18 protein-coding genes are annotated in these 22,398 nt (G+C 30.6%); all 18 read left to right on the plus strand.

The window, feature by feature from the left end; all coding sequences use genetic code 11:
- Positions 1-91 precede the first annotated feature (91 nt).
- Positions 92-1,201 carry an acyltransferase family protein gene (locus ACXAFS_RS06820; RefSeq protein ID WP_475306057.1) on the plus strand — a complete coding sequence of 370 codons (1,110 nt, stop codon included), beginning with the start codon at positions 92-94 and terminating at the stop codon, positions 1,199-1,201.
- Positions 1,202-1,381: 180 nt separating this feature from the next.
- Positions 1,382-2,725, plus strand: a complete 1,344-nt coding sequence (murJ, locus tag ACXAFS_RS06825; protein WP_475306058.1) for a murein biosynthesis integral membrane protein MurJ — start codon at positions 1,382-1,384, stop codon at positions 2,723-2,725.
- Positions 2,722-3,783 carry a glycosyltransferase family 4 protein gene (locus ACXAFS_RS06830; protein WP_294070593.1) on the plus strand — a complete coding sequence of 354 codons (1,062 nt, stop codon included), beginning with the start codon at positions 2,722-2,724 and terminating at the stop codon, positions 3,781-3,783. Before murJ ends, ACXAFS_RS06830 begins: the two co-directional genes overlap by 4 nt.
- Before the next feature lies 1 nt (position 3,784).
- On the plus strand, positions 3,785-4,999 hold the full coding sequence (locus tag ACXAFS_RS06835) for an O-antigen ligase family protein (RefSeq protein WP_475306059.1): 1,215 nt from the start codon (positions 3,785-3,787) through the stop codon (positions 4,997-4,999).
- Positions 5,000-5,024: 25 nt separating this feature from the next.
- A complete protein-coding gene (locus tag ACXAFS_RS06840) occupies positions 5,025-5,741 on the plus strand; it encodes a GDSL-type esterase/lipase family protein (protein ID WP_475306060.1) in 717 nt (238 codons plus the stop codon).
- Positions 5,742-5,917: 176 nt separating this feature from the next.
- A complete protein-coding gene (locus tag ACXAFS_RS06845) occupies positions 5,918-6,889 on the plus strand; it encodes a hypothetical protein (protein ID WP_475306061.1) in 972 nt (323 codons plus the stop codon).
- A 12-nt stretch (positions 6,890-6,901) separates the two neighbouring features.
- Positions 6,902-8,335 carry an MBOAT family O-acyltransferase gene (locus ACXAFS_RS06850; RefSeq protein ID WP_475306062.1) on the plus strand — a complete coding sequence of 478 codons (1,434 nt, stop codon included), beginning with the start codon at positions 6,902-6,904 and terminating at the stop codon, positions 8,333-8,335.
- A 5-nt stretch (positions 8,336-8,340) separates the two neighbouring features.
- Positions 8,341-9,273: a hypothetical protein gene (locus tag ACXAFS_RS06855; protein WP_475306063.1), complete on the plus strand. Its 933-nt coding sequence runs from the start codon at positions 8,341-8,343 to the stop codon at positions 9,271-9,273.
- Positions 9,274-9,858, plus strand: coding sequence for a serine O-acetyltransferase (locus tag ACXAFS_RS06860; RefSeq protein ID WP_475306064.1), 585 nt, complete (start codon positions 9,274-9,276; stop codon positions 9,856-9,858).
- A gap of 30 nt (positions 9,859-9,888) precedes the next feature.
- Entirely contained in the window at positions 9,889-10,962 is a 1,074-nt protein-coding gene (locus ACXAFS_RS06865; protein ID WP_475306065.1) for a glycosyltransferase, read from the plus strand.
- Positions 10,963-11,076: 114 nt separating this feature from the next.
- Entirely contained in the window at positions 11,077-12,228 is a 1,152-nt protein-coding gene (locus tag ACXAFS_RS06870) for a glycosyltransferase (protein WP_475306066.1), read from the plus strand.
- A gap of 5 nt (positions 12,229-12,233) precedes the next feature.
- On the plus strand, positions 12,234-14,138 hold the full coding sequence (gene asnB, locus ACXAFS_RS06875; RefSeq protein ID WP_475306067.1) for an asparagine synthase (glutamine-hydrolyzing): 1,905 nt from the start codon (positions 12,234-12,236) through the stop codon (positions 14,136-14,138).
- 4 nt (positions 14,139-14,142) lie between these two features.
- The gene (locus ACXAFS_RS06880) at positions 14,143-15,276 is read left to right on the plus strand and encodes a glycosyltransferase family 4 protein (RefSeq protein WP_475306068.1); all 1,134 of its coding nucleotides are present in this window, start codon (positions 14,143-14,145) and stop codon (positions 15,274-15,276) included.
- Positions 15,277-15,344: 68 nt separating this feature from the next.
- Entirely contained in the window at positions 15,345-15,959 is a 615-nt protein-coding gene (locus ACXAFS_RS06885) for a sugar transferase (protein WP_475306069.1), read from the plus strand.
- 218 nt (positions 15,960-16,177) lie between these two features.
- The gene (locus tag ACXAFS_RS06890; protein ID WP_475306070.1) at positions 16,178-17,305 is read left to right on the plus strand and encodes a DegT/DnrJ/EryC1/StrS family aminotransferase; all 1,128 of its coding nucleotides are present in this window, start codon (positions 16,178-16,180) and stop codon (positions 17,303-17,305) included.
- Positions 17,299-19,194 (plus strand): polysaccharide biosynthesis protein, encoded by a 1,896-nt coding sequence (locus tag ACXAFS_RS06895; protein ID WP_475306071.1) that lies wholly within the window; start codon positions 17,299-17,301, stop codon positions 19,192-19,194. Before ACXAFS_RS06890 ends, ACXAFS_RS06895 begins: the two co-directional genes overlap by 7 nt.
- 36 nt (positions 19,195-19,230) lie before the next feature.
- Positions 19,231-20,013, plus strand: a complete 783-nt coding sequence (locus ACXAFS_RS06900) for a polysaccharide biosynthesis/export family protein (protein ID WP_475306072.1) — start codon at positions 19,231-19,233, stop codon at positions 20,011-20,013.
- A gap of 17 nt (positions 20,014-20,030) precedes the next feature.
- A complete protein-coding gene (locus ACXAFS_RS06905) occupies positions 20,031-22,394 on the plus strand; it encodes a GumC family protein (RefSeq protein ID WP_475306073.1) in 2,364 nt (787 codons plus the stop codon).
- Positions 22,395-22,398: the final 4 nt, after the last annotated feature.

The following is a 22,398-nucleotide window of genomic DNA, read 5'->3' on the forward strand; positions in this document are numbered from 1 at the left end:
TTATTACATAAACGAATTTATCTGTAATGTCAACCCAAAAAAATGGCATTTATTTCTCTTTTATGCATATTTACGCAAAATTAACCTGCTTATGGATTCAACCAAAAAAGAAAAGAAAAGTAGATTATATCACTTAGATTTAATTCGTTTTTTTGCTGCTTTATATGTTGTGCTATATCATTATGGATATAGAGGCTATGCAAAGGATAATTTCTCTATATTACAATTCCCAGAGTTAGAAAGCTTTTCTAAATACGGTTACTTAGGTGTTGATTTGTTTTTTATAATAAGTGGTTTTGTAATTCTTTTATCTGTAAGTAAATCTAGTTTTATAGACTTTATGATTTCAAGAATAACACGTTTATATCCAGCTTATTGGTTTTGTGTAATTCTAACAGCGTTAGTAGTTTATTTCTTTGATGGAAATATTTTTAAAGTAACCTTACCACAGGTTTTATTTAATCTAACCATGTTAAATGGCTTTTTTGGTATTGAATATGTAGATGGAGTGTATTGGTCATTATTAATAGAACTCAAATTTTATATATTAATAGGTTTGATATTACTATTTAGATTGATGAAGCATATCAAACTTTTTGCTTACATTTTATTATTCTTCGCTATTGCTCAATTAATAATTCCTTTTAAAGATGCGCCTACATTACTAAAAGTTATTTACTATGCAACTTTTGCAAAGTATAGTGCATACTTTGTTGCAGGAATGTTTTTCTTTTTAATCAAAACTGGAAAAAGATCAATTTTCAATATAATTCCTATACTTATTTCCTACGTAGTTGCAATATTATACGCTGTAGGTAAGGTACAAGACAGGAATCTAAGATATGATAATGCATACGATGAGAACGTAGTTGCTATTCTTATCACAGCATTTTTCATCCTCATGTTTTTAATAAGCTATGGTAAGTTAATGTTTTTGAATAAAAGAATATTTTACTATTTCGGTATACTAACCTACCCTTTGTATTTAATACATCAAAATATAGGTTTCATAATATTTAATACACTCGGAAAATCAATGAACAAATGGTTATTGCTTAGCATAGTTTTGATTCTTATGATATATGCCTCATATTTAATCCATAAATTTATCGAAAAGCCTCTAAGTAGATCAATAAGAAATAAGCTAACCAGTAGCAAAGTTTTAAATAATATAAGACTAAAGACAGAGCCCACAAGCTAATTGCTAAAAATTACAAGATGCATCAATTCCAAATCAATATTTCAATTAAGAAATTAAATACCTTAAATCCTAAAACGGTAATTAACATCATTATCAATTTTTAGACAACATATATTTTAGATAATTCTCATATAACTATAACACTTAAAGAAAAATCAAATAGCTTACAAATAAACAGAAATGGCTTCTATAAATATAAAATCATTAATTTCTAGTTTAGTTTCAAAGCTAAAAAGTCCTTTAGTAAGAAATGTAATTATTGTAGCCTTAGTTACACTTTTTATAAAGGTTTTGGCCTTTTATAAAGAAACAATTATTGCCAGTAAATTTGGTTTAGGATTCGATCTAGATACATTTTTAGTTGCCTTACTTATACCCTCTTTTATTCAAAGTGTATTTCTTAACTCATTAACAAACCTGTTTATTCCAAATTACATTGTAGAGTTAAAGAATAAGGGTAACATTGCTGGTTTTCAGAGTATCGTTTTTTTAATGGCATTTGCTGTAGCTCTATTCTCAACACTTTTAGCATATTTTGTTATTGATTTATTTCTTGAAGAGGTGTTTCCTAACAAATCCGTAGAATATTATTTACAAGTAAAAAAGCAACTTTTCATCATTTTACCTTGTTTAGCATTATGGGGATTTACTTCTGTCATATCTGGTCTTTTAGAAATTAGCAATAAATTTTTGGTATCAACAATTCAAGGTGTCTTCCCTATCCTTACTGTAATTTTATGCTTGTTGTACTTCAAGTCTTACTTTGGAGATATGGTTCTGGCTTATGGTAGTCTCTTTGGGAGTATCATTAGTTTTATATTTATTCTATTATTTGGATTACACCATAAAGTTATATACATAGGCAAGCCGGTAATGAACAAAAACTCTTGGGAAATGGTGAATCAATTGCCGCCAAAAATTTCTTCAAGTTTTTTATCTGCTATGAATAATTTTATCGATCAGTTTTTTGCTGGTCAACTAGCTATAGGCTCTATTGCTGCTTTAAATTACGGCAATAGGTTTCCTGCTTTTGGTGTCACAATTGTTATTATGGCATTTGGGAGCGTTCTTTTACCACATTTTTCAAGACTAGTCAATGAAGACTTAAAAATGGCATACAGCCATCTTTTTAAGACCTTAAAAATGATTTTTTTCTCAGGTATTATAGTAGTAGTCATTCTTATCTTATTTTCTGATTCAATTATAGAATTGTGGTTAGAACGTGATGAATTTACTGCAGAAGATACTATTAAGGTATCTAGAATTCAGCAAATTCTTCTCATTAATGTACCTTTTTATTTGTGTACCAGAATAATAGTTAAATTCTTAACAAGCATAAATAAAAATAAATTTATGGCTTGGGTGTCACTACTCAATTTAGTAGTCAATGTTATTTTAAACATAATATTAATAAAATACTATGATGTTTATGGACTGGCATTTAGCACAACATTGGTATTAATTATTAGTAGTTTTTTCTATTTTGGTTTTACTTATAAACAATTTAAAAAATTAAGTTTATGAAAATTGATTTTCTAGTCAATTCTTTAGTTCCAGGTGGAGCGGAAAGAGTTCTTGTTTTACTTGCAAATTTTTTTAAAAAACAAGGGCATGATGTTACGATAATAACTTTTAACGAACCCGAGATATGGAAGCCAGATCCAGAAATCACAAGAGCAAGATTACATGGCGGAAAGATTAAGAATCATATGGTAAGGAGTTTGGTTAATCTTACAAAGTACTATTCTAAAAAGAAAAACAGACCAGATGTGCTTATTTCATTTATGATTCAAACTAACTTAATAGGTATACTAGTTAGCAAGCTATATAGAATAAAGGTTATCGCATCAGAGCATAACAACCACCTGAAAGAGACTGATCGCATAGGACGAATGACAAGAAAATATTTTTATAGATTAGCCAATAAACTAACCGTATTAACTCATTTTGATAAAATTCACTACGATAAATTAGGTGTAGACACTTATGTAATGCCAAATCCATGCACATTTGATATCTATGAAGAAGAAATAAGAAAAAGAGATAAAATCATTTTAGCTGTTGGTGCTTTAAATAGATATCATCATAAAGGATTTGATAATCTTATTAAATTGATAGCACCTATCCTAAAGAAACACAAGGATTGGAAGCTTAAGTTGGTAGGTGGTGGAACCAAAGGAACTAACTTTTTAAAGGCACTTGTAGATGAGCATAATATACAAGACAAAGTTATATTTACTGGATTTTCAACAGAGGTATCTGATATAATGAAAAAATCAGATATTTACATTATGACGTCTCGTTGGGAAGGATTACCAATGGTACTTATAGAAGCCATGTCTCAAGGTTTGGTTTGTATTTCTTATGATTGTAAAACTGGTCCCTCAGAAATTATTGAAAATGAAACAAACGGAATTTTAGTTGAAGATCAAAATATTGAAGAAATGTCTCTAAAATTAGAGGATCTTATTAATAACCCAGATAAAAGAAATAAATTAGCAAAATCTGCCACAGAATCGTTAGACAGGTATGATATATCCTCAATATATGATAGGTATATGAAAATTATAAAAAGCTTTTAATGTGAAACTAAAGACATTAATACATATCTGTTTTCTGTTACCTTTTGTTTTTACTTTATTTAATGCACAGGTTTTAATAAGTATCTTAGTATATGATGTATATGCTCAGATAATGGCTTATGCAAATTTAGGCCTGCTCGTTTTAGGTGTTGTCCTTTTGTTTAAAAATCATGGGGAATTCTCTAGAACAGCTAAAATGTGGATAATTTTTTTCATACTTTATTTTACAATTGGTATGACAGCTGGTATTATTCACGATCATCCTGCTAATATAATTGTCAGCATTATCCCTTTATTTTATGTTGTTGGTTTCTACTACTACCTAAGTTTTGAAGAAAATAGAGTTTTATTTGAAAAGGTAGCATTTATATGTCTTATAATCGTTTGTCTATTATGTATTCATTGGTATAATATAAACTTTGATTTAGATAAAGGTGGCGTACATATATACACCGTAGACAGGGCACAAGGAGTTTACGGAGATGCAAATAACATGGCCTTAACTTCAATAATAGCTTTTGTTTTTGTCTACAAGGTTTTTCAGCCAAAAAATAAAATGCTTTTTATTTTAAAATTAGCATTATTATTTGCCATGTTTTATAGCTTATTTGTAACTTTTTCAAATACAGGCTTCATGGTACTTATTGTATCATTGGTAATGTTAAACCACAACTTTTTTAAAGGCATACGACTTCTCATAGGAATTATATTAATACCTGTACTCTATATATTTTTACTCAACTTAAACAACTTAACAGCAGACCTAGATTTGGTTGGGCAGCAGCGTGATAAAATAAATAACATTGTTAATATAGTATCTCTCAATTTTGATAAGGTTGATGATTCTGGGCGAAATGAGTTGGTTGCGAAACTTTTAACTTACGTATACGAAAATCCTTTTTTTGGTAATGGTGTAGATTTTGCAATTTCAAAACACGGTCATAATACAATTATAGGTGTTTGGGCAGATGCTGGTTTATTTGTCCTTTTGTTTTTCTTAGGAATGCTCTTTACTTACTTTGTTAGGGCCATAAAATCTTCCACTGAAACTAGATTCTTTGTTTTACCTCTTTTAATTGCTATGTGCATATTTATGCTTAGTCTCCAAACTATAATTAACCAACCATATTTGATAGCCTTTTTTATGTACATTGGGTATAAAATAGATTTTGCTCAAGACAGCGAGGTGGAGGATGTAACACAAATTGAAGAGTGAAATTTTAAACCAATTTTAATTCCTGATGTTTAAAATCAATCATAAAGTATTAAATGTTATATTACTAATACTTCTCGCTGTCATAGTTGTAAGAAACGACTACTTAAGTAAGTTAGGATTAATCCTATTCAAAGACAGTAATCACAATTATAAATCAAACAGAGAATATAAACGACAATTAGACTTATACAAGGTATACTCAAAAAAGCAATGTAATTACGTAATGCTTGGTAACTCAATAACTCAATATGTTAATTGGAACGAGTTATTAAATAGAACAGACATTATTAATCGCGGTATTGGTATAGATGTTACTGCTGGTTTTAAAGACAGACTAAATCATGTTACCAATTTAAAACCCAAATATTGTTTTATTATGGGTGGTATAAATGATATTCTTTTCAACATAAAGGTTGATGAAATTCTTGCTAATTATGAAGACATAGTTCTTACTTTAAAAGCCGAGAATATTATTCCAATAATCCAAAGCACCCTCTTTGTTTCTGAGAGTTATGAAAATGCAAATTCTATAAATAATAAAGTGTATAGTCTGAATTCAAGACTTATTCAATTAAGCAAATCACTTAATGTAAAATATTTAGACTTAAACAATACACTTTCCGCAAATAAAAATCTCAAAGATTCTTACACCACAGATGGAATTCACCTCAATGGAAAAGGCTACCTTGAATGGAAGAAAATACTTGCTATGGAAATGAAAAATCACCAATTATCCGATTAATAGTAACTGTTATTGCAGATAAAAGTAATTACTTGACAGTTAAAGGAATAATTTTGATTTTTTGACATTGTTAATCATATTTGTAACGTAATCAACCCAAATCTAAAAGCGAAATGCGAATAGTTATTTCCCAAGTAAAATTAGTCTGTTATAAGACTCATATTCAATTGTTTTAGATGAAAAAATTTCTGAAACATATAACCTATGGTTTCTTTTTCTTTGTGCTAATCAATCTTTTAATTGTATTAAAGTACGAGTATCCAGCATATAAAGCTATAAAAGAAAAAACCCACAAAAATTACTTAAAGTGGAATAGTATCTATGAAAATAAAAACAATTACGATTTAATAATTTTAGGATCAAGTAGATCGTATACTGGTTTTAATCCAAAAGTCATAGACTCTGTATTAAAACTAAAATCATTTAATATGGGAACTTCTGCACAAGATATAGCAGAGTCCTATCATTCTTTAATTGAAATATTAAATCATCAAAATCCTAAATACATAGTTCTTGAAACATACTTTGATCTATCTGACGATGTACACGATTATTATCAGATTTTTTCAAATGCTTCTTTTTTCAAATCTTCATCAAATAAATTTGAATTAATTACTAATGGTTATGGAAGTAACGGAATAGCTAACTATCTCATACCATTAATGAAGTTTAATAATTACATAAAACAAGATATTAGAACTCTTTTTTCTAACGCTGCTCAAAAAGCACCTGAGACCGATTGGTATAAAGGATATTTAAGAGACACGTTAATTATTACTAAAAAGAAAATAGCTGCTTTAAGTCCAGTGCCCAATTTTGATAATACATCTTTTAATAAAGAGCGATTTAATACTTATTTTAATAAGATAGACGAGTTAACCAAATCTAAAGGAATTAAACTAATAGTTTTAAGAACTCCTTATCCTCCTACTCGACTTAAATTAGATGATAATACAGATGAAGAAAGTTTTTATAAAAACTATTTTAAAAACATTAAAGATGTTAAGTACTACGATTTAAATCATTATAAAGCTAATATATTTAAATATAGAGATGAAGACTTTTCAGATTATCACCATGCTAACCTAACAGGCGCTAATAAAATTAGTCTTCAACTCTCTGATATTATAAAAAACCAATCAAACTAATTAATAACAATTATGCTATTTAATTCAATAGAATTTTTCATCTTCTTACCAATAGTATTCACTATATACTGGCTCATTGGTAATAAGCGCATTAAACAACAAAACCTTTTGATTGCCATAGCTAGCTATGTGTTCTATGGTTGGTGGGATTGGAGATTTTTGTTTTTGATTTTGTTTAGCTCTTTAGTAGATTATACTATAGGTCTAAAGCTTAAATCCGAGGATAAACCATCCAAACGCAAGGCCTTATTATGGGTTAGTATTTGTGTAAATCTAGGTTTCCTTGGTTTCTTTAAGTACTACAACTTCTTTGTTGATAGTCTTGTTGACTCCTTTACCTTTTTTGGTAGTGAACTAAGCATTAACACATTAAACATTATTCTTCCAGTAGGTATAAGTTTTTATACTTTTCAAACTTTAAGCTATACCATAGATGTTTACAATAAAAAATTAGAGCCAACCAAAGATTTTCTGGCTTTTATGGCTTTTGTTAGCTTTTTTCCTCAGTTAGTTGCCGGACCTATTGAAAGAGCCACTAACCTATTACCACAATTTCATGTAAAAAGAGAATTTGTTTATAAGAATGCTGTTGATGGGTTACGCCAAGCACTTTGGGGATTATTCAAAAAAGTTGTAATTGCTGATAATTGTGCAACTTATGCCAATATGATTTTCAATAATCAAGAGGATTATTCTGGCAGTACACTTCTTATGGGAGCATTTTTCTTTGCTTTTCAAATTTATGGTGATTTTTCCGGGTATTCAGATATAGCTATTGGTATTTCGCGTCTATTTGGTTTTAACCTAAAACGGAACTTTGCTTTTCCTTACTTCTCAAGGGATATTGCAGAATTTTGGAGACGTTGGCACATTTCCTTGTCAACATGGTTTAGAGATTACTTATACATTCCGTTAGGTGGTAGTAGAGGTGGCACAAAGATGAAGGTCCGAAATACATTCATAATTTTTATTGTAAGCGGATTTTGGCATGGTGCCAATTGGACTTTTGTAGTTTGGGGTGCATTAAATGCCATATATTTCTTACCTCTCCTTCTTTTAAATAAGAATAGAGTAAACACCAACCTTGTTGCAGAAGGAAAATATTTACCAACAATAAGGGAGGTATTTCAAATGGCAACAACATTTTTTATAACCTTAATTGCGTGGATATTTTTTAGAGCAGATAATGTAACAAATGCATTTGTATACATTAAAGATATGTTTACAACATCATTATTTACTACACCTGAAATCTTACCATTTACAATTTTAGGATTAGTAGCTTTCTTTACGTTTATAGAGTGGCTAGGAAGGTCTGGCGAATATGCTATTGAAAAAGTTGATTTTATGAAACGCCCGGTTCGATGGTGCTTCTATTTCTTACTGGTTGTATTAATATTTAGCTTTACTGGCGAGCAGCAAGAATTCATTTACTTTCAATTCTAAGTTTGATGAAAAAGTTTATTAAAAACTGTGTTTTATTTTTTCTATTATTATTAATAGTAGGTGAATTTGTAGTAAGGTTTACTCATGCTGTTTCTGATATACCAAGAAGAACAATAGATAATACAGGTATTCAAAAATACTTTACAAATCAAACAGGTTATTGGAAAGGTGGTGACCATAAATGGAAGATTAACGAATTAGGCTGGCCAGGTGATTTACCCTCATCTTTTGATAATTTAATAACCATTATTGGCGACTCTTATATCGAAAATTTCATGAATCCTAACGAGTGTCATCAGGCTCCTCTATTAAAGAAAAGAATGTCGGACTACAATTTCATGGAAGCAGGAAGGTCTGGTGTATCTTTTATTGAGGCAATGGAAATCAGTAAACATTTAGACACACTACAGCCTGTACAAACCTTAATCTATGTTAATGATAATGATTTCTATGAGAGTATTACCGAGATTAAAAAAATGAGAGATATTACTCAACTCAACTTAGAAAAAGATCAGATAATATATGGTGAAATGAAATCACCAGGATTAAAAAAAGTTCTATACAATTGGAAATTACTCTACTATTTTTATAACAGATATCCTATTAATTTTTCAAAAGAGAAAAAAGAAAATGAAATAAAAGAACCAGAGTTTGATAAAGCATTAAAGTTTAAAAATGAAATTTTAGAATTATTTAAGTACATAAAAATTAATTATAAAACATCAAACAAAACTTTAATTTTTCACCCCAAAACCAACGACTATTTTATAAAGTTGGCCAAAGAACATGGATTTAGAACTATCGTATTAGACTCTAGTAAGGATAATAAATCATGGACATTTGATTACGATTCTCATTGGACATGCTATGGACACGAACAAGTAGCCAATCAAGTTACGATTGGGTTGAATGAATACTTAAAAGGAAAAGGCCAATAAATGATTAAATCTAAATCTGATTATAAAGACTATCTTAATAAAGATAAAGTTGCTCTAGGAGTCAAATCCTCGAGTCTTGAGAGTAAGCTAATTAATTTTATCTCGCCAAATCCTATATGGACGTTTCAAAAATCGCTGAGAAAGTTAGAATATTATACAAATTGTAAAAACAAAGGATTAAATAAAATCTATTGTTATTATTTAAGATACAGATTCAAAAAAATATCTATAAAACTTGGCTTTTCAATTCCTATTAATGTATTTGGACCGGGACTTTCAATTGTACATTACGGTACTATAGTCGTCAATTCTGCATCATCAATAGGTGCAAATTGTCGTATGCATGCTGGTGTAAATATTGGTGCATCTGGTGGTAAAAAAGAAGCTCCGCAGTTAGGTGATAATATATATATAGCACCAGGAGCAAAAATTTATGGCAATATAAAAATTGCAAATAACTGTGCTATAGGTGCCAATGCAGTTGTTCATAAATCTTTTGAAGAAGAAGGTATTATGATTGCAGGAAATCCAGCAAAAAAAATAAAAGCTATTGACATACGAAAAATCATAAAACATATTCAATAGTTTTTTAAAACTTCCTAAATCCAAACCAAAATGGAATCCAACCAAAAAACAAAAATTCTATTCGTTTTGCCTTCATTAGTACCAGGCGGTGCAGAACGTGTAATTTCATTTGTTGCAAATAATATAGATAGGGATATATTTGAACCTGTTCTCGTAATAGCAGGTTTTGATAAGGATAATGCTTATGATGTTAGCAAAACAAATACCATCTACTTAAAAAAGTCTAGAATCCTTACTGCTATACCCTCTATAATTACAACAATTTTACGCTTAAAACCTGACATTGTGGTTAGCTCCATATCTCATGTTAACACAGCCATGTCAATAATTTCACCACTGTTTAGAAAAACAAAATTTATTGGAAGAGAATCCACAGTTTTAAGCAAACGCAAAAATGAAAAAAAATCTAGAAAATGGTCTCCTGCATATTTTTTACCTGATGGTTTCAAAAATTTAGATAAACTTATTTGTCAATCTCAAGATATGGCTGAGGATATGATAAAAAACTATAACGTACCAAAGGAAAAAACATGTGTTATTAATAATCCTATCTCTAGCTTACCTAAAGTAAAACAAAATAAACCAAAGGAGAACGAGAAAAGATTTATTACAGTAGGAAGATTAACGGAAGTAAAGGGTTATGAGCGTATTTTAGAAATACTTTCAAAGCTAAAAACACCTTTTGTTTATACTATTATTGGTAATGGTAGTTTGAAAGAACAAATATTCAGCAAAGCTAAAGAACTAGAAATAGAGAAAAACATCACTCATATTGAGTTTTCAAGTGAGTTAAGTAAACATTTTTCAGAAAACGACATATTCTTACAAGGCTCTTATGTTGAAGGTTTTCCTAATGCAGCTCTAGAAAGCTGTGTAGTTGGTACACCTGTAATAGCCTTCAACGCTCCAGGTGGCACAAAAGAAATCATTGACAATGGAGTTAACGGATACATAGTTGAAAACCAAGAAGAGTTTTTAGAAAAACTGAACGAAAACAAAACTTGGGACCCAAATATTATCAGAGATTCTGTATACAAAAAGTTTAATAGTGAAAAGATTTTAAAAGAATATGAAAATCTTTTTTTAGAGGTGATGAAGAAATAATTCATTTTTCTTTTTAACATAGAAAATCTACAATTATCGATAAAATAAGTTTAGTCTATTAATTGTTGCTATGTTTGACACTAATATGCATAATATCAACAAGATATTAATTTTATGACCCCAAATCAGAAAAAAAATATTACAATTCTAGCCATATCATTAGCAAGTGGTGGCGCCGAAAAAGTTATTAGCTTACTCTTAAAAGAGTTAAGACACGATTACAATGTTACTTTAGTCCTTTTTCATAAAGTTTTACACTTCCCTGTTCCTGAGGGTGTAGAAATTTTCGCTATGAGCGATAAACATGCTAACAGACCTTTCTACAAGAAGTTTTTTGATTCAATTAGCTTTATTTTTAGGTATTACCGTTTTATCAAAAAGAATAATATTGAAATCTCTGTTTCATTTTTAGCATTTCCGAATTTAATAAACGGAATTGTAGCAACATTTAATAAAAATGTAAAAACAATTATTAGCGAAAGAGGTTTTCCTTCAGACAATGTAACTAGTAAGTTATCCTTTTATATTTCTAAGATCTTTTACCCTATTTTGTATAATAAATGTGATAAATTGTTTTCTAATTCGGTTTATATAAATGAAGATTTAAAAGATAATTTTGGTATAAAAATTCCTATGGAAGTTATCTATAATCCTATAGAATTACCAAGCAAAGCAATACACCCAGAAAGCCTGAACAACAACACAAACAAGTTAAAGCTTATTACTGCAGGTACCATCAACAAAAGAAAAAATCAAATCATGGTTGTTAGAGCCATAAAGGAATCTAAATTAGATTACGATTTTTCTATTCTTGGAGATGGCGATTTAAGAACTTATCTAACAGAAGAAATAGCAAAGCTTAAATTAGAAGATCAAATTACACTCAAAGGGAGAGTAAAAAAAGTAAATGAATATCTTATAAATAATCAATGTTTTGTGTTATCATCCTTTACGGAAGGTTTCCCAAATGCATTAATAGAAGCTATGGCTATTGGTTTACCAAGTGTATCTACCAATTGCTTGTCTGGTCCGTTAGAATTACTTAACGAAAACGAATCAATTAACATAAAAAATGGTGAGTTTCATATAGGAAAATACGGTTTGTTGGTTAATAACGACGATCATATCGGACTGAGTAAAGCTTTAGATTATTACCATCAAAATCCTGCTGAAAGAGAACGATTTAGTCGTCTTAGCTTAGAACGCGCAAAAGCTTATGAGCTAAAATCTATTTACAGCCAATTCAACCAATTTATTAAAAGCTAAAGTATATGTGCGGAATTAACGGACTTATAGATAAAACCAAGATGAGTGAAGACAAAATGTCTTCTGTTCTCAATGCTATGAACAATCTTATCATTCATAGAGGACCTGACGAGGATGGTGTTTTTGCAGATCAGAATGATAATTGTACTGTTGGCATGGCGATGCGTCGTTTATCAATTATAGATTTATCATCCGGAAAGCAGCCTATTTTTTCTGATGATAAGCAGATTGTTATTGTTTTTAATGGTGAAATCTACAATTACAAAACTATAAAATCTAGATTAGTATCAGAAGGTGTTACTTTCAACACTACAAGCGATACTGAAGTTATCTTAAAAGCTTATGAAAAATATGGTGTTGAGTCATTTCAATGGTTAGATGGCATGTACGGTTTTAGTATATATGACAAAAACATAAACAAGCTTTTCATCGCAAGAGATTTCTTTGGTGAAAAACCATTGTATTACACTCAAAATGACAAGCAGTTTTTATGGGCTTCAGAATTAAAGTCTATTATAAAAACTATTGACTATAAGCCAAATATCTCAAAAAAAGGATTGAATCTTTATTTTAGATTAACCTATATTCCTGCTCCACATACAATTTATGAAGGCATTCACAAGTTAGAGGCTAATCACTATTTAGAATATGATTTTGAATCATTCCAATATAGTATCCATAAAATCAATCACGAACCAGCACCAAAAACAGCAGATATCTCTTTTGAAGATGCTAAGGCAAAAACAAAAGAACTGGTTTACAACAGTGTAGATAGCAGATCTATTGCAGATGTTGGCTTAGGTACATTTTTATCTGGAGGTGTAGATTCATCTATTGTTTCTCTTTGTTTATCGCAAGCAACAGACAAAAAGATTGATACCTTTTCGATAGGTTTTAAAAAAGCATCTTATGATGAAACCGACAAATCTCGTGTGGTTGCTAAAATGTTAGACAGTAATCATCATGAATTTATTATAGATGAAGATGATTTAAAGCACAATATCCATGAGATACTCGTTAATTTTGATGAGCCTTTCTCAGATACTGCAGCCTTGCCTACACACCTACTTTCTGAAAAAACCAGAGAGCACGTTACTGTTGCTTTAACTGGTGATGGTGGTGATGAAGTATTTGGAGGTTACAACAAATATTACATTGGTAAGATGAACAAAAGGTATACCAGTGTGGTACCAAAAGCGCTTCATAAAACTATTGCTAAGCTGAGTAATAAATACTTAATCAATAAAGATGATACGCGTGGTAAAAGATTTCAAATTAATAAGCTGCTAAATGCTATTAATTACGAAGGTGATTTTTACTGGGACATCATTTCATTAGCCAATACCAGCAAACTACTATCAGAAATAATGAAAGACGATTATTACGATAGTGATTTATTTCAAGAGTATAAAAAAGTTTTAGGTAAACAAAAGATTGAAAGTCTTACAGACTTTAGGCTTGTAGACAAGATCTTAAGTCTTGAAGGTGGTATGTTAGCAAAGGTAGACAGAACCAGTATGCTAACCTCTTTAGAATGTAGAGCACCATTTTTAAATAAGTCTATTTGGGAATTCACCAATACTTTACCAGAAAGCTACTTAATGAAAGGATGGAACAAAAAGTATATTCTAAAAGAAGCTTTTAGAGATCAATTTCCGCAAGACTTTTTAGAAAAAGGGAAAAGCGGATTTGGCTCACCAACAGGAGATTGGCTAAGACAAAGTCTGCGAAAAGAATTAGAAAGTTATATAGAGCCAGAAATGCTGAAAAAACAAGGCATTTTTAAAGTAGACGTTATAACCAAGTTGGTTCAAGATCACCTTGATAGCAAGAAGGATAGTACGTTTAGAGTATGGTCTTACTACTGTTTTCAAAAGTGGTACAAATTTAATTTTCTAAATGAAAACTAATACAATGCAAAAGAAGAGAGTACTTATTATAGCATCCTTTGCTGGTTCTTTAATTCGGTTTAGAGGCGATTTTATCAAAAGCCTAGTTGCTAATGGTTTTGAAGTTTTTACAGCATCACCTAGTTATACCGAAGAGGACTTACAATTAATAAAAGAACGAGGTGCACATCCTATAGAATTTAATTTACAACGTACAGGTTTAAATCCTTTCAAGGATTTTAAATCCATATTAGAATTAAAATCTATCATGAAGGAAAACAAAATAGATTTGGTGTTTCCTTATACGGTAAAACCTGTAATCTACGGCTCATTAGCTGCTAATATGAGTAAAGTTCCGGTAATTTCATTAATTACAGGATTAGGCTTTGCGTTTACAGGACTTACACGAAAAGCAAGAATTTTACAGCGTTTTAATGAAACATTATACAAGCTTTCAATTAGAAAAAATAAGTTTATTGTCTTTCAAAACAAGGATGATTATCAACTGTTTTTAGATCGTAAAGTAATTTCAAAAAAACAACCTGTAGCGTTTGTAAGTGGCTCTGGTGTTAATCTGAATGAATTCACTTTCAAAGAAAAAAATCCGACAGATAAAGTTAGTTTTTTACTTATTGCCAGATTAATCAAGGAAAAAGGTATTGCACTATACATGGATGCTGCCAGAGCATTGAAGCCAAAATATCCAAATGCTGAATTTCATGTTATTGGAGCTTTAGAAACTTCACCTAGCGCCATTAGTGAAGATGAATTACATGACTTACATGAGAAAAATATTATCGTTTTTCACGGAAGGCAAATGGATGTTGACAAACATCTTCATCAAAGGGATGTTTTTGTACTTCCAAGTTACTACAGAGAAGGCATACCAAGAACAACTCTTGAAGCGCTTGCCTGTGGAAACCCAATAATTACGACAGATTCTGTAGGTTGTAGAGAATCTGTAAAAGAAGGTGTAAACGGAAAGCTAATAGAGCCTCAAAATTTAGAAGCTTTAATTGATGCCATGGAATACTTTATTACCAATCCTGATAAAATAAAGGAAATGGGAATCAACAGTCGTAAATACGCTGAAGAACGTTTTGACGTGAATATAATTAACAACGATTTAATTGAACTTATCAATAAATCATTAAACTAAAGGCTGTTAATTTATTTTAAATTTATAGATCACTAAAACGTAAATAACCAACAAATAATCAACCAATTATGTACAAGTTATTTTTTAAAAGACTAATCGATTTTATGATTGCTTTGATAGGACTTTTAATTCTGTCTCCAATCATAATTACCATTATTATTTTATTAGCTATAGCTAACAATGGTAAACCGTTTTTCTATCAAAAGAGAACAGGAAAAGGTGGAAAAATATTCACCATAGTGAAGCTAAAAACTATGAACGACAAAAAAGATGCTAATGGTAATCTTTTACCAGACCATGTAAGAATTACCAAAGTCGGAGACATATGTAGACGCTACTCTTTAGACGAAATTCCTCAGTTGTTCAACATGCTTAAAGGAGATATGAGCTTAATTGGTCCTCGTCCTCTACTTCCAAAATATCTTCCACGCTATACAAAGGAACAGTTTAGAAGACATGACGTAACTCCTGGAATTACAGGTTGGGCACAAGTTAATGGCAGAAATGCCATAAGCTGGGAAGAAAAGTTTAAGCTAGATACTTATTACGTAGATAATCAATCTTTTATTTTAGATTGTAAAATCTTCTTTAAGACCATACAAAATGTTATTGGCAAAAAGGATATAAATTCTTCTACAAACCAACCGATGCCAGAATTTATGGGTACTGAAGGTAAAGCTTAATGACTAAGGTTTTGATATTATTTAATCAGACCTTAAATCTTTAGTATTTAAACTATTGGAGCTAAAATTTAACAACGTAAATATTTACCTTTTATCGTGTTTATTTGGGATGAGCAAGAATATTAACGCATATTTAAACCGATTTTAGATCGTGTCCCAAATCCCTCTAAGACATGAAATTGAGACAGTAATTATTAATTACTAAAACAATTTTACTTATGAAACCGAAAATATGGTTATCGTCACCACATATGAGTGGCAATGAACAGACTTACATAAAAGAAGCTTTTGATACCAATTGGGTTGCTCCATTAGGACCTAATGTGAATGGATTTGAAAAAGACTTAGAATCTTACCTAAATGAAGACAGATATGTTGCAGCATTAGCTTCTGGCACTTCTGCGCTTCACTTAAGCTTAATACTTTTAGGAGTTACAAATGGTGATGAAGTTATCTGCCAGAGCAAAACGTTTTCAGCTTCAGCGAATCCTATTATCTATCAAGGTGCCACACCTATTTTTGTGGATAGCGAAGTGGAAACTTGGAACATCTGCCCTATTCAACTAGAAATTGCAATTAAAGACAGAATAGCAAAAGGCAATAAACCTAAAGCAATAATTGCTGTACATCTCTATGGAATGCCTTACAAGGTTGATGAAATTCATGATGTAGCAAAAAAATATGAGATTCCAGTTGTTGAAGATAGCGCTGAATCTCTAGGTAGTCACTATAAAGGTCAAAATTGTGGTACGTTTGGTGATTTATCTATTTTATCCTTTAACGGAAATAAAATCATAACAACTTCTGGTGGTGGTGCTTTAGTGACCAGAAAAGAAGAACATAAAAAGCAAGCTGTTTTCCTTGCAACTCAAGCCAGAGATAATGCACCTCATTATCAGCACACGCATATAGGTTTCAACTACAGAATGTCTAATATCGTAGCTGGTATTGGAAGAGGACAAATGACTATTTTAGATAGCCACGTTGAAAAACGTCGTTCTAACCATGAGTTATATTACAATAATTTTAAAGACAATAATCAAATAACTTTTTTAAAAGAACCTGAAGGTCACTTTTCTAATCGTTGGCTATCTTGTATTCTTTTAGATTCTTTTGAAACAAGAGAAGGATTAAGATTAGCTTTAGAAAAAGAAAATATAGAATCCAGACCATTATGGAAACCAATGCATCAGCAACCTATTTTTAAAGATGCTCCTAGTTACCTAAATGGTGTTTCAGATGATCTGTTTAATAGAGGGTTATGCCTACCAAGTGGATCAAACTTAAGCAATGAAGAATTAGATAGAGTAATTTCAGCTATAAATATGTATTTTGCAGTATGTTAGAAAAATTTCTAAATAAAATATCTCAGAGATATGCCTCTAAATGGGTAGTGCTGCTATTTGATATAATGGTTGTAGTTGCTGCTTTTTTCTTGGCTTATTTAATTAGGTACAACTTTATTTTAGATTTTGATTTTTCAAAACTATTACAACAAGTACCTTATGTAATGGTTGTGGCTGCAATAAGCTTAATTGCCGTAGGGTCTTACAAGGGTGTTGTAAGATTTACCGGTTTTAAAGACATTATCAATGTTGTTATTGGTGCCAACATCTTAGCTACAATACTCATATGCTGTACTTTTCTGAGTAGAAAACTTCTAGGAGATAATAGTATTTTTAATATTTCAGGATCAATTATCTATATACATTTATTATTAAATATCCTTTTTTTAATTGGAGCAAAACTATTTATTAAATCTCTTTATAATCAAATAACACAAGACGTTCATAAAACTGCTAACGTACTTATTTTTGGTGCTGGAAACTCTGGAATGCTTACCTATGATGCTATTCAGAATGACACTAAAAACGGGTTTAATGTTGTTGGTTTTATAGATGATGATGAAAGAAAAATTGGAAAGAAAATAAACTTAGTAACAGTTTATAGCCTCACAGATATTGATGAAAATTTCATTCAAAAGAACGAAGTTGAAGATGTTATTATATCTATTCAGAATATTGATCCTTCAAGGTTACTTCAAATAACAGGAAGCTTATTTAATCTTGGACTAAAGGTAAAGATAGTTCCTCCTGTTCAAAGTTGGATAGATGGTGATTTAAGTGTTGGCCAAATAAAAGAAGTTAAAATTGAAGACTTATTAGGGAGAGAGCCAATTCACATTAAAAACCCAGACTTAATAGATCAATATGATAACAAAGTTATATTGATTACAGGTGCTGCCGGTTCTATTGGTAGTGAAATATCTAGAAAAGCTAGCCTTTATAACTATAAAAAGCTAATACTTGTAGATAATGCTGAATCTGCTTTATATGACATTCAACAAGAATTTAGACAACAAGGTTTAGATAATATCATCGCTATTGTTGCTGATGTTAGAAATAAAACCAGAATAGATCAGATTTTTAATTTATATAAACCAAAAATTGTATTTCATGCAGCAGCTTACAAGCATGTACCGCTAATGGAAAACAATCCTTTTGAAGCTGTAAGTGTAAATATTGCAGGCACTAAAAATGTTGTTGATGTTGCTGTGAAGCATAGTGTAGATAAATTTGTATTGATTTCTACTGATAAGGCTGTAAACCCAACAAACGTAATGGGAGCAACTAAGCGTATTGCTGAGTTATATGTATCATGTCTAAAAGGAAAAGGTCACACTAAATTCATAACGACACGTTTTGGAAATGTATTAGGATCTAACGGTTCTGTTATTCCACTTTTTAAAAGACAAATTGAAAAAGGAGGCCCTTTGACAGTTACCCATAAGGAAATAACACGATATTTCATGACAATACCTGAAGCATGTCAGCTTGTTTTAGAAGCAGCTGCTATGGGTAATGGTGGTGAAATTTTTGTGTTTGATATGGGTGAACCTATTAAGATTTTCAACCTTGCCAAAAACATGATTATACTATCAGGTTTACGCTATCCAGAAGATATTGATATTAAAATCACCGGTTTACGTCCAGGTGAAAAAATCTATGAAGAGTTGTTAGCTGATGGCGAAAACACAAAGAAAACATATCATGAAAAAATAATGATAGCAAAAACTAGACATGTTGATATAGATACTGTTGAAAAACAAATCAATAAATTAACAAGTATTAACTCATTAACACAGCCATTGGAAATTGTATCGTATATTAAAGCGTTAATCCCTGAATATATATCTAACAATTCTACTTACGAAGTTTTAGACTCAAAAAAATAATTTACAATACCAAAAACTACTCCTAAAAACAGAATCATGAAAAAACGTAACCTTATACTTCAATTAATAGCTATAATAGTATTGACTTCTTGTGGATCTCGTAAAAATATTATTTACTTCCAAGATGAGCCTCTTCAAGAAGATGTTTTGGTATCAGAACCTAAAGAATTAATATACAAACCTGACGATATTCTTACAATTAATGTTTCTGCTCTAGATCCTGCTACTGTTGCCCCTTTTAATTTAACTTTAATTTCTGGTGGTAATTTAAGCAATCCCCTAAATGCTCAAGGTGGATTACAACAGCAAACTTACTTAGTGGATTATGAAGGTAATATAGAATTTCCTGTCTTGGGAACTTTAAAGATTGCTGGTCTTACTAGAACTCAATTAACAGATATGCTTACAGAACAAATAAGTGAATATGCTAAGGATCCTATTGTAAACGTAAGATTATCTAATTTTACTTTTACAATATTAGGAGAAGTACAAAGTCCTGGTACATTTACAATCCCAGATGAGAGAATTACTATTATCGAAGCATTAGGAATGGCGAATGATTTAACGATTTTTGGAAAACGTAAAAACGTTCTACTCATTAGAGAAATTGACGGTAAAAAGAAGTTTGCTAAGGTAGATTTAACCTCAGTAAATGCCGTTAATTCACCAGTATATTATCTTCAACAAAATGATGTCATCTATGTTGAACCTAACAACGCAAAAATCAGAGCTTCATCTTATAACCAAAACAATAGTGTATTAATCTCTGCTATCGGTACTCTAGCAACCATTATTGCAGTATTTTTAGTGAGAAATTAAGAAGAGAAATATAATTTATGAAATCTAATACATCATCATCTGTAGAATTAAAACAAACTTTAGAACTATTCCTATCGTACTGGAAATGGATTTTGCTTTGTGTAATTTTAGCTGTTATCCTTGGTTTCACACAACTTCGTTATGCCGATTTCATATATAAAGCAAATGCAACAATTAAAATTCGAGATGAAGAGCAGTCGCAAAAGTTACCAAGTTTAGATGATGTAAAAGCAAATGGTTTGTTCTCTGGTGGTGCTGATAAAATTAAAGATGAGATTAAAATTATAAAATCTCGTGAAATTGCCGAAAGTATTATTAAAAGACTAGATCTGAATATTAGGTATTTTGCTGATGGTAAAATAAAAGAAAAAGAATACTATAAAAACGCACCAGTTAAAATAAGTTTTTTTGAAAGCGACTCAATCATTAACAAGATTAAAGCAGTCTTACACTTAAAAATAAAATCCCCTACTCAGTTTTTATTATTTAATGACAAAGAACAATCTTTATTTGAAAACAGAGAAGATTCTGATGGTAAACTATATGATTTTGGTGAAAAAGTTGAGACTTCATACGGTGGATTTGTAATCGTTCCTAATGTAGGTGAAAATGCACCTATAGTAGGAAGCAATCTAAAAATTGCTATCACGCCAATATCAAAATTAGTTTCAGCTTATTCAAATAACGTCGAGATATTTACCGAAAAAGGATCTAGTGTCATAAGCTTAGAGTTAAAAGAAACTGTTGCCCAAAGAGCAATTGATTATTTAGACGAGTTAATCAATGAATATAATAACGATGTACTTAAGGATAAAGAAGAGGTCGTAAAGGTTACTTCAGATTTTATTACTAATAGATTACAAAAAGTTTCTAAGGAGTTAGAAGAGGTAGACTATACCGCTGAAGAGCTCCAAAAAAGCAGAAACATTACATCTTTAGGAGCCCAAACAGACCTTAATTTACAAGCTAACAAACAACTAGAACAACAAATTGCTAATACTGCTACAGATATTCAATTAATCTCTTTTTTGCAAGAAGAAATTCAAGCCGAAGATAGAAGTAGCGATATGATTCCTGCCGATGTAGGTATTGGAGACGCCTCAACAGCTCAAATGATATCTAGCCATAATGAGTTAGTTGCTGAACGTAACAGAATACTAAAAAATTCAAGTCCAAAAAATCCTGTCGTTATCAATCTTAACGATCAGATTAATGCCATTAAATCTAATTTGGAACGTTCACTAAGCAACATGAAGCAAACTTCTGAGCTAACATTAAATAACTTAAATAAAGAAAACTCAAGAATTCGCGGACAACTCTATGCAGCACCAACAAAAGCAAGACAATTTAGAGATATAAAAAGACAACAAGATATTAAAGAATCTTTATATCTATATCTTTTAGAAAAACGAGAAGAATCTGCTATTAGATTGGGTATGTATACACCAAATGCCAAAGTAATTGAGAAAGCATATTCAACGTACCTACCAGTAGCACCTAGTCCAAAAATGACTTATATAGCGTCACTTCTAATTGGGCTATTAATCCCTATAGGTTTCATTTACATATTACAATTAGTAGATACAAAATTGTATACTAAAAACGACTTGATTGATTTATTACCTATCACTTATTTAGGTGATATCCCAAAGACTGGCAAAAAAGAAAAACTAATAAAGCGAGTTGACTATTCACCTAAAGCTGAAGCTTTTAGAATAGTTAGATCTAATATAGATTTTATTCTAAGAGATTTAAAAAAACAACAAAAAAGACTTTTTATTACTTCTACCAAAGCGCAAGAAGGTAAATCTCATACGAGTACTAACCTCGCAAGTTCTATATCTTTTTCTGAAAAGTCTGTACTGTTAATTGAGATGGACATACGTGTTCCTAAAATTTTAGACTATCTAGGAATTAAGGAAAAACCAAGTAAAGGCTTGTCTGATTATATTGCGGATAGCACAATAAAACCTCAAGATGTTGTTGTAAAACATCCTGAAAATGAATTTTTGGATATTATTCCGTCAGGTACAATACCTCCTAACCCATCAGAATTGTTGATGAGCCCAAGAGTAACTGAGCTTTTTAAATATTTCGAAAACAAATATGATTACATTGTTGCAGACACCTCTGCTGTAGGGTTGGTTAGTGATACTTTACTAATATCTGAATTTGCAGATCTATTTGTTTATGTGGTTAGTGTAGATAATGTAGACAAAAGAAGACTTGTAAATATAGCTCAACCATTATACGATGATAAACGACTCCCTAACATGACAATGCTTTTAAATGGTGTTAAGCCTGGTAAAAAAGGATATGGTTACGGATACGGTTATGGCAACAATCCAAATAAAAAGAAAAAGTGGTATAGCTTTTCTTAAAACG

The sequence above is a fragment of the Winogradskyella sp. ABM4_392 genome (assembly GCF_056160445.1).

Excerpts from the sequence above, each read along its gene's own strand:
- ACXAFS_RS06840 (WP_475306060.1), top strand. The coding sequence starts at position 5,025 with ATGTTTAAAATCAATCATAAAGTATTAAATGTTATATTACTAATACTT.
- ACXAFS_RS06820 (WP_475306057.1), top strand. The coding sequence starts at position 92 with ATGGATTCAACCAAAAAAGAAAAGAAAAGTAGATTATATCACTTAGAT.
- ACXAFS_RS06895 (WP_475306071.1), top strand. The coding sequence starts at position 17,299 with ATGTTAGAAAAATTTCTAAATAAAATATCTCAGAGATATGCCTCTAAA.
- asnB (WP_475306067.1), top strand. The coding sequence starts at position 12,234 with ATGTGCGGAATTAACGGACTTATAGATAAAACCAAGATGAGTGAAGAC.
- ACXAFS_RS06865 (WP_475306065.1), top strand. The coding sequence starts at position 9,889 with ATGGAATCCAACCAAAAAACAAAAATTCTATTCGTTTTGCCTTCATTA.
- ACXAFS_RS06900 (WP_475306072.1), top strand. The coding sequence starts at position 19,231 with ATGAAAAAACGTAACCTTATACTTCAATTAATAGCTATAATAGTATTG.
- ACXAFS_RS06890 (WP_475306070.1), top strand. The coding sequence starts at position 16,178 with ATGAAACCGAAAATATGGTTATCGTCACCACATATGAGTGGCAATGAA.
- ACXAFS_RS06860 (WP_475306064.1), top strand. The coding sequence starts at position 9,274 with ATGATTAAATCTAAATCTGATTATAAAGACTATCTTAATAAAGATAAA.
- ACXAFS_RS06845 (WP_475306061.1), top strand. The coding sequence starts at position 5,918 with ATGAAAAAATTTCTGAAACATATAACCTATGGTTTCTTTTTCTTTGTG.
- murJ (WP_475306058.1), top strand. The coding sequence starts at position 1,382 with ATGGCTTCTATAAATATAAAATCATTAATTTCTAGTTTAGTTTCAAAG.
- ACXAFS_RS06870 (WP_475306066.1), top strand. The coding sequence starts at position 11,077 with ATGACCCCAAATCAGAAAAAAAATATTACAATTCTAGCCATATCATTA.
- ACXAFS_RS06885 (WP_475306069.1), top strand. The coding sequence starts at position 15,345 with ATGTACAAGTTATTTTTTAAAAGACTAATCGATTTTATGATTGCTTTG.
- ACXAFS_RS06905 (WP_475306073.1), top strand. The coding sequence starts at position 20,031 with ATGAAATCTAATACATCATCATCTGTAGAATTAAAACAAACTTTAGAA.
- ACXAFS_RS06880 (WP_475306068.1), top strand. The coding sequence starts at position 14,143 with ATGCAAAAGAAGAGAGTACTTATTATAGCATCCTTTGCTGGTTCTTTA.
- ACXAFS_RS06855 (WP_475306063.1), top strand. The coding sequence starts at position 8,341 with ATGAAAAAGTTTATTAAAAACTGTGTTTTATTTTTTCTATTATTATTA.
- ACXAFS_RS06850 (WP_475306062.1), top strand. The coding sequence starts at position 6,902 with ATGCTATTTAATTCAATAGAATTTTTCATCTTCTTACCAATAGTATTC.
- ACXAFS_RS06830 (WP_294070593.1), top strand. The coding sequence starts at position 2,722 with ATGAAAATTGATTTTCTAGTCAATTCTTTAGTTCCAGGTGGAGCGGAA.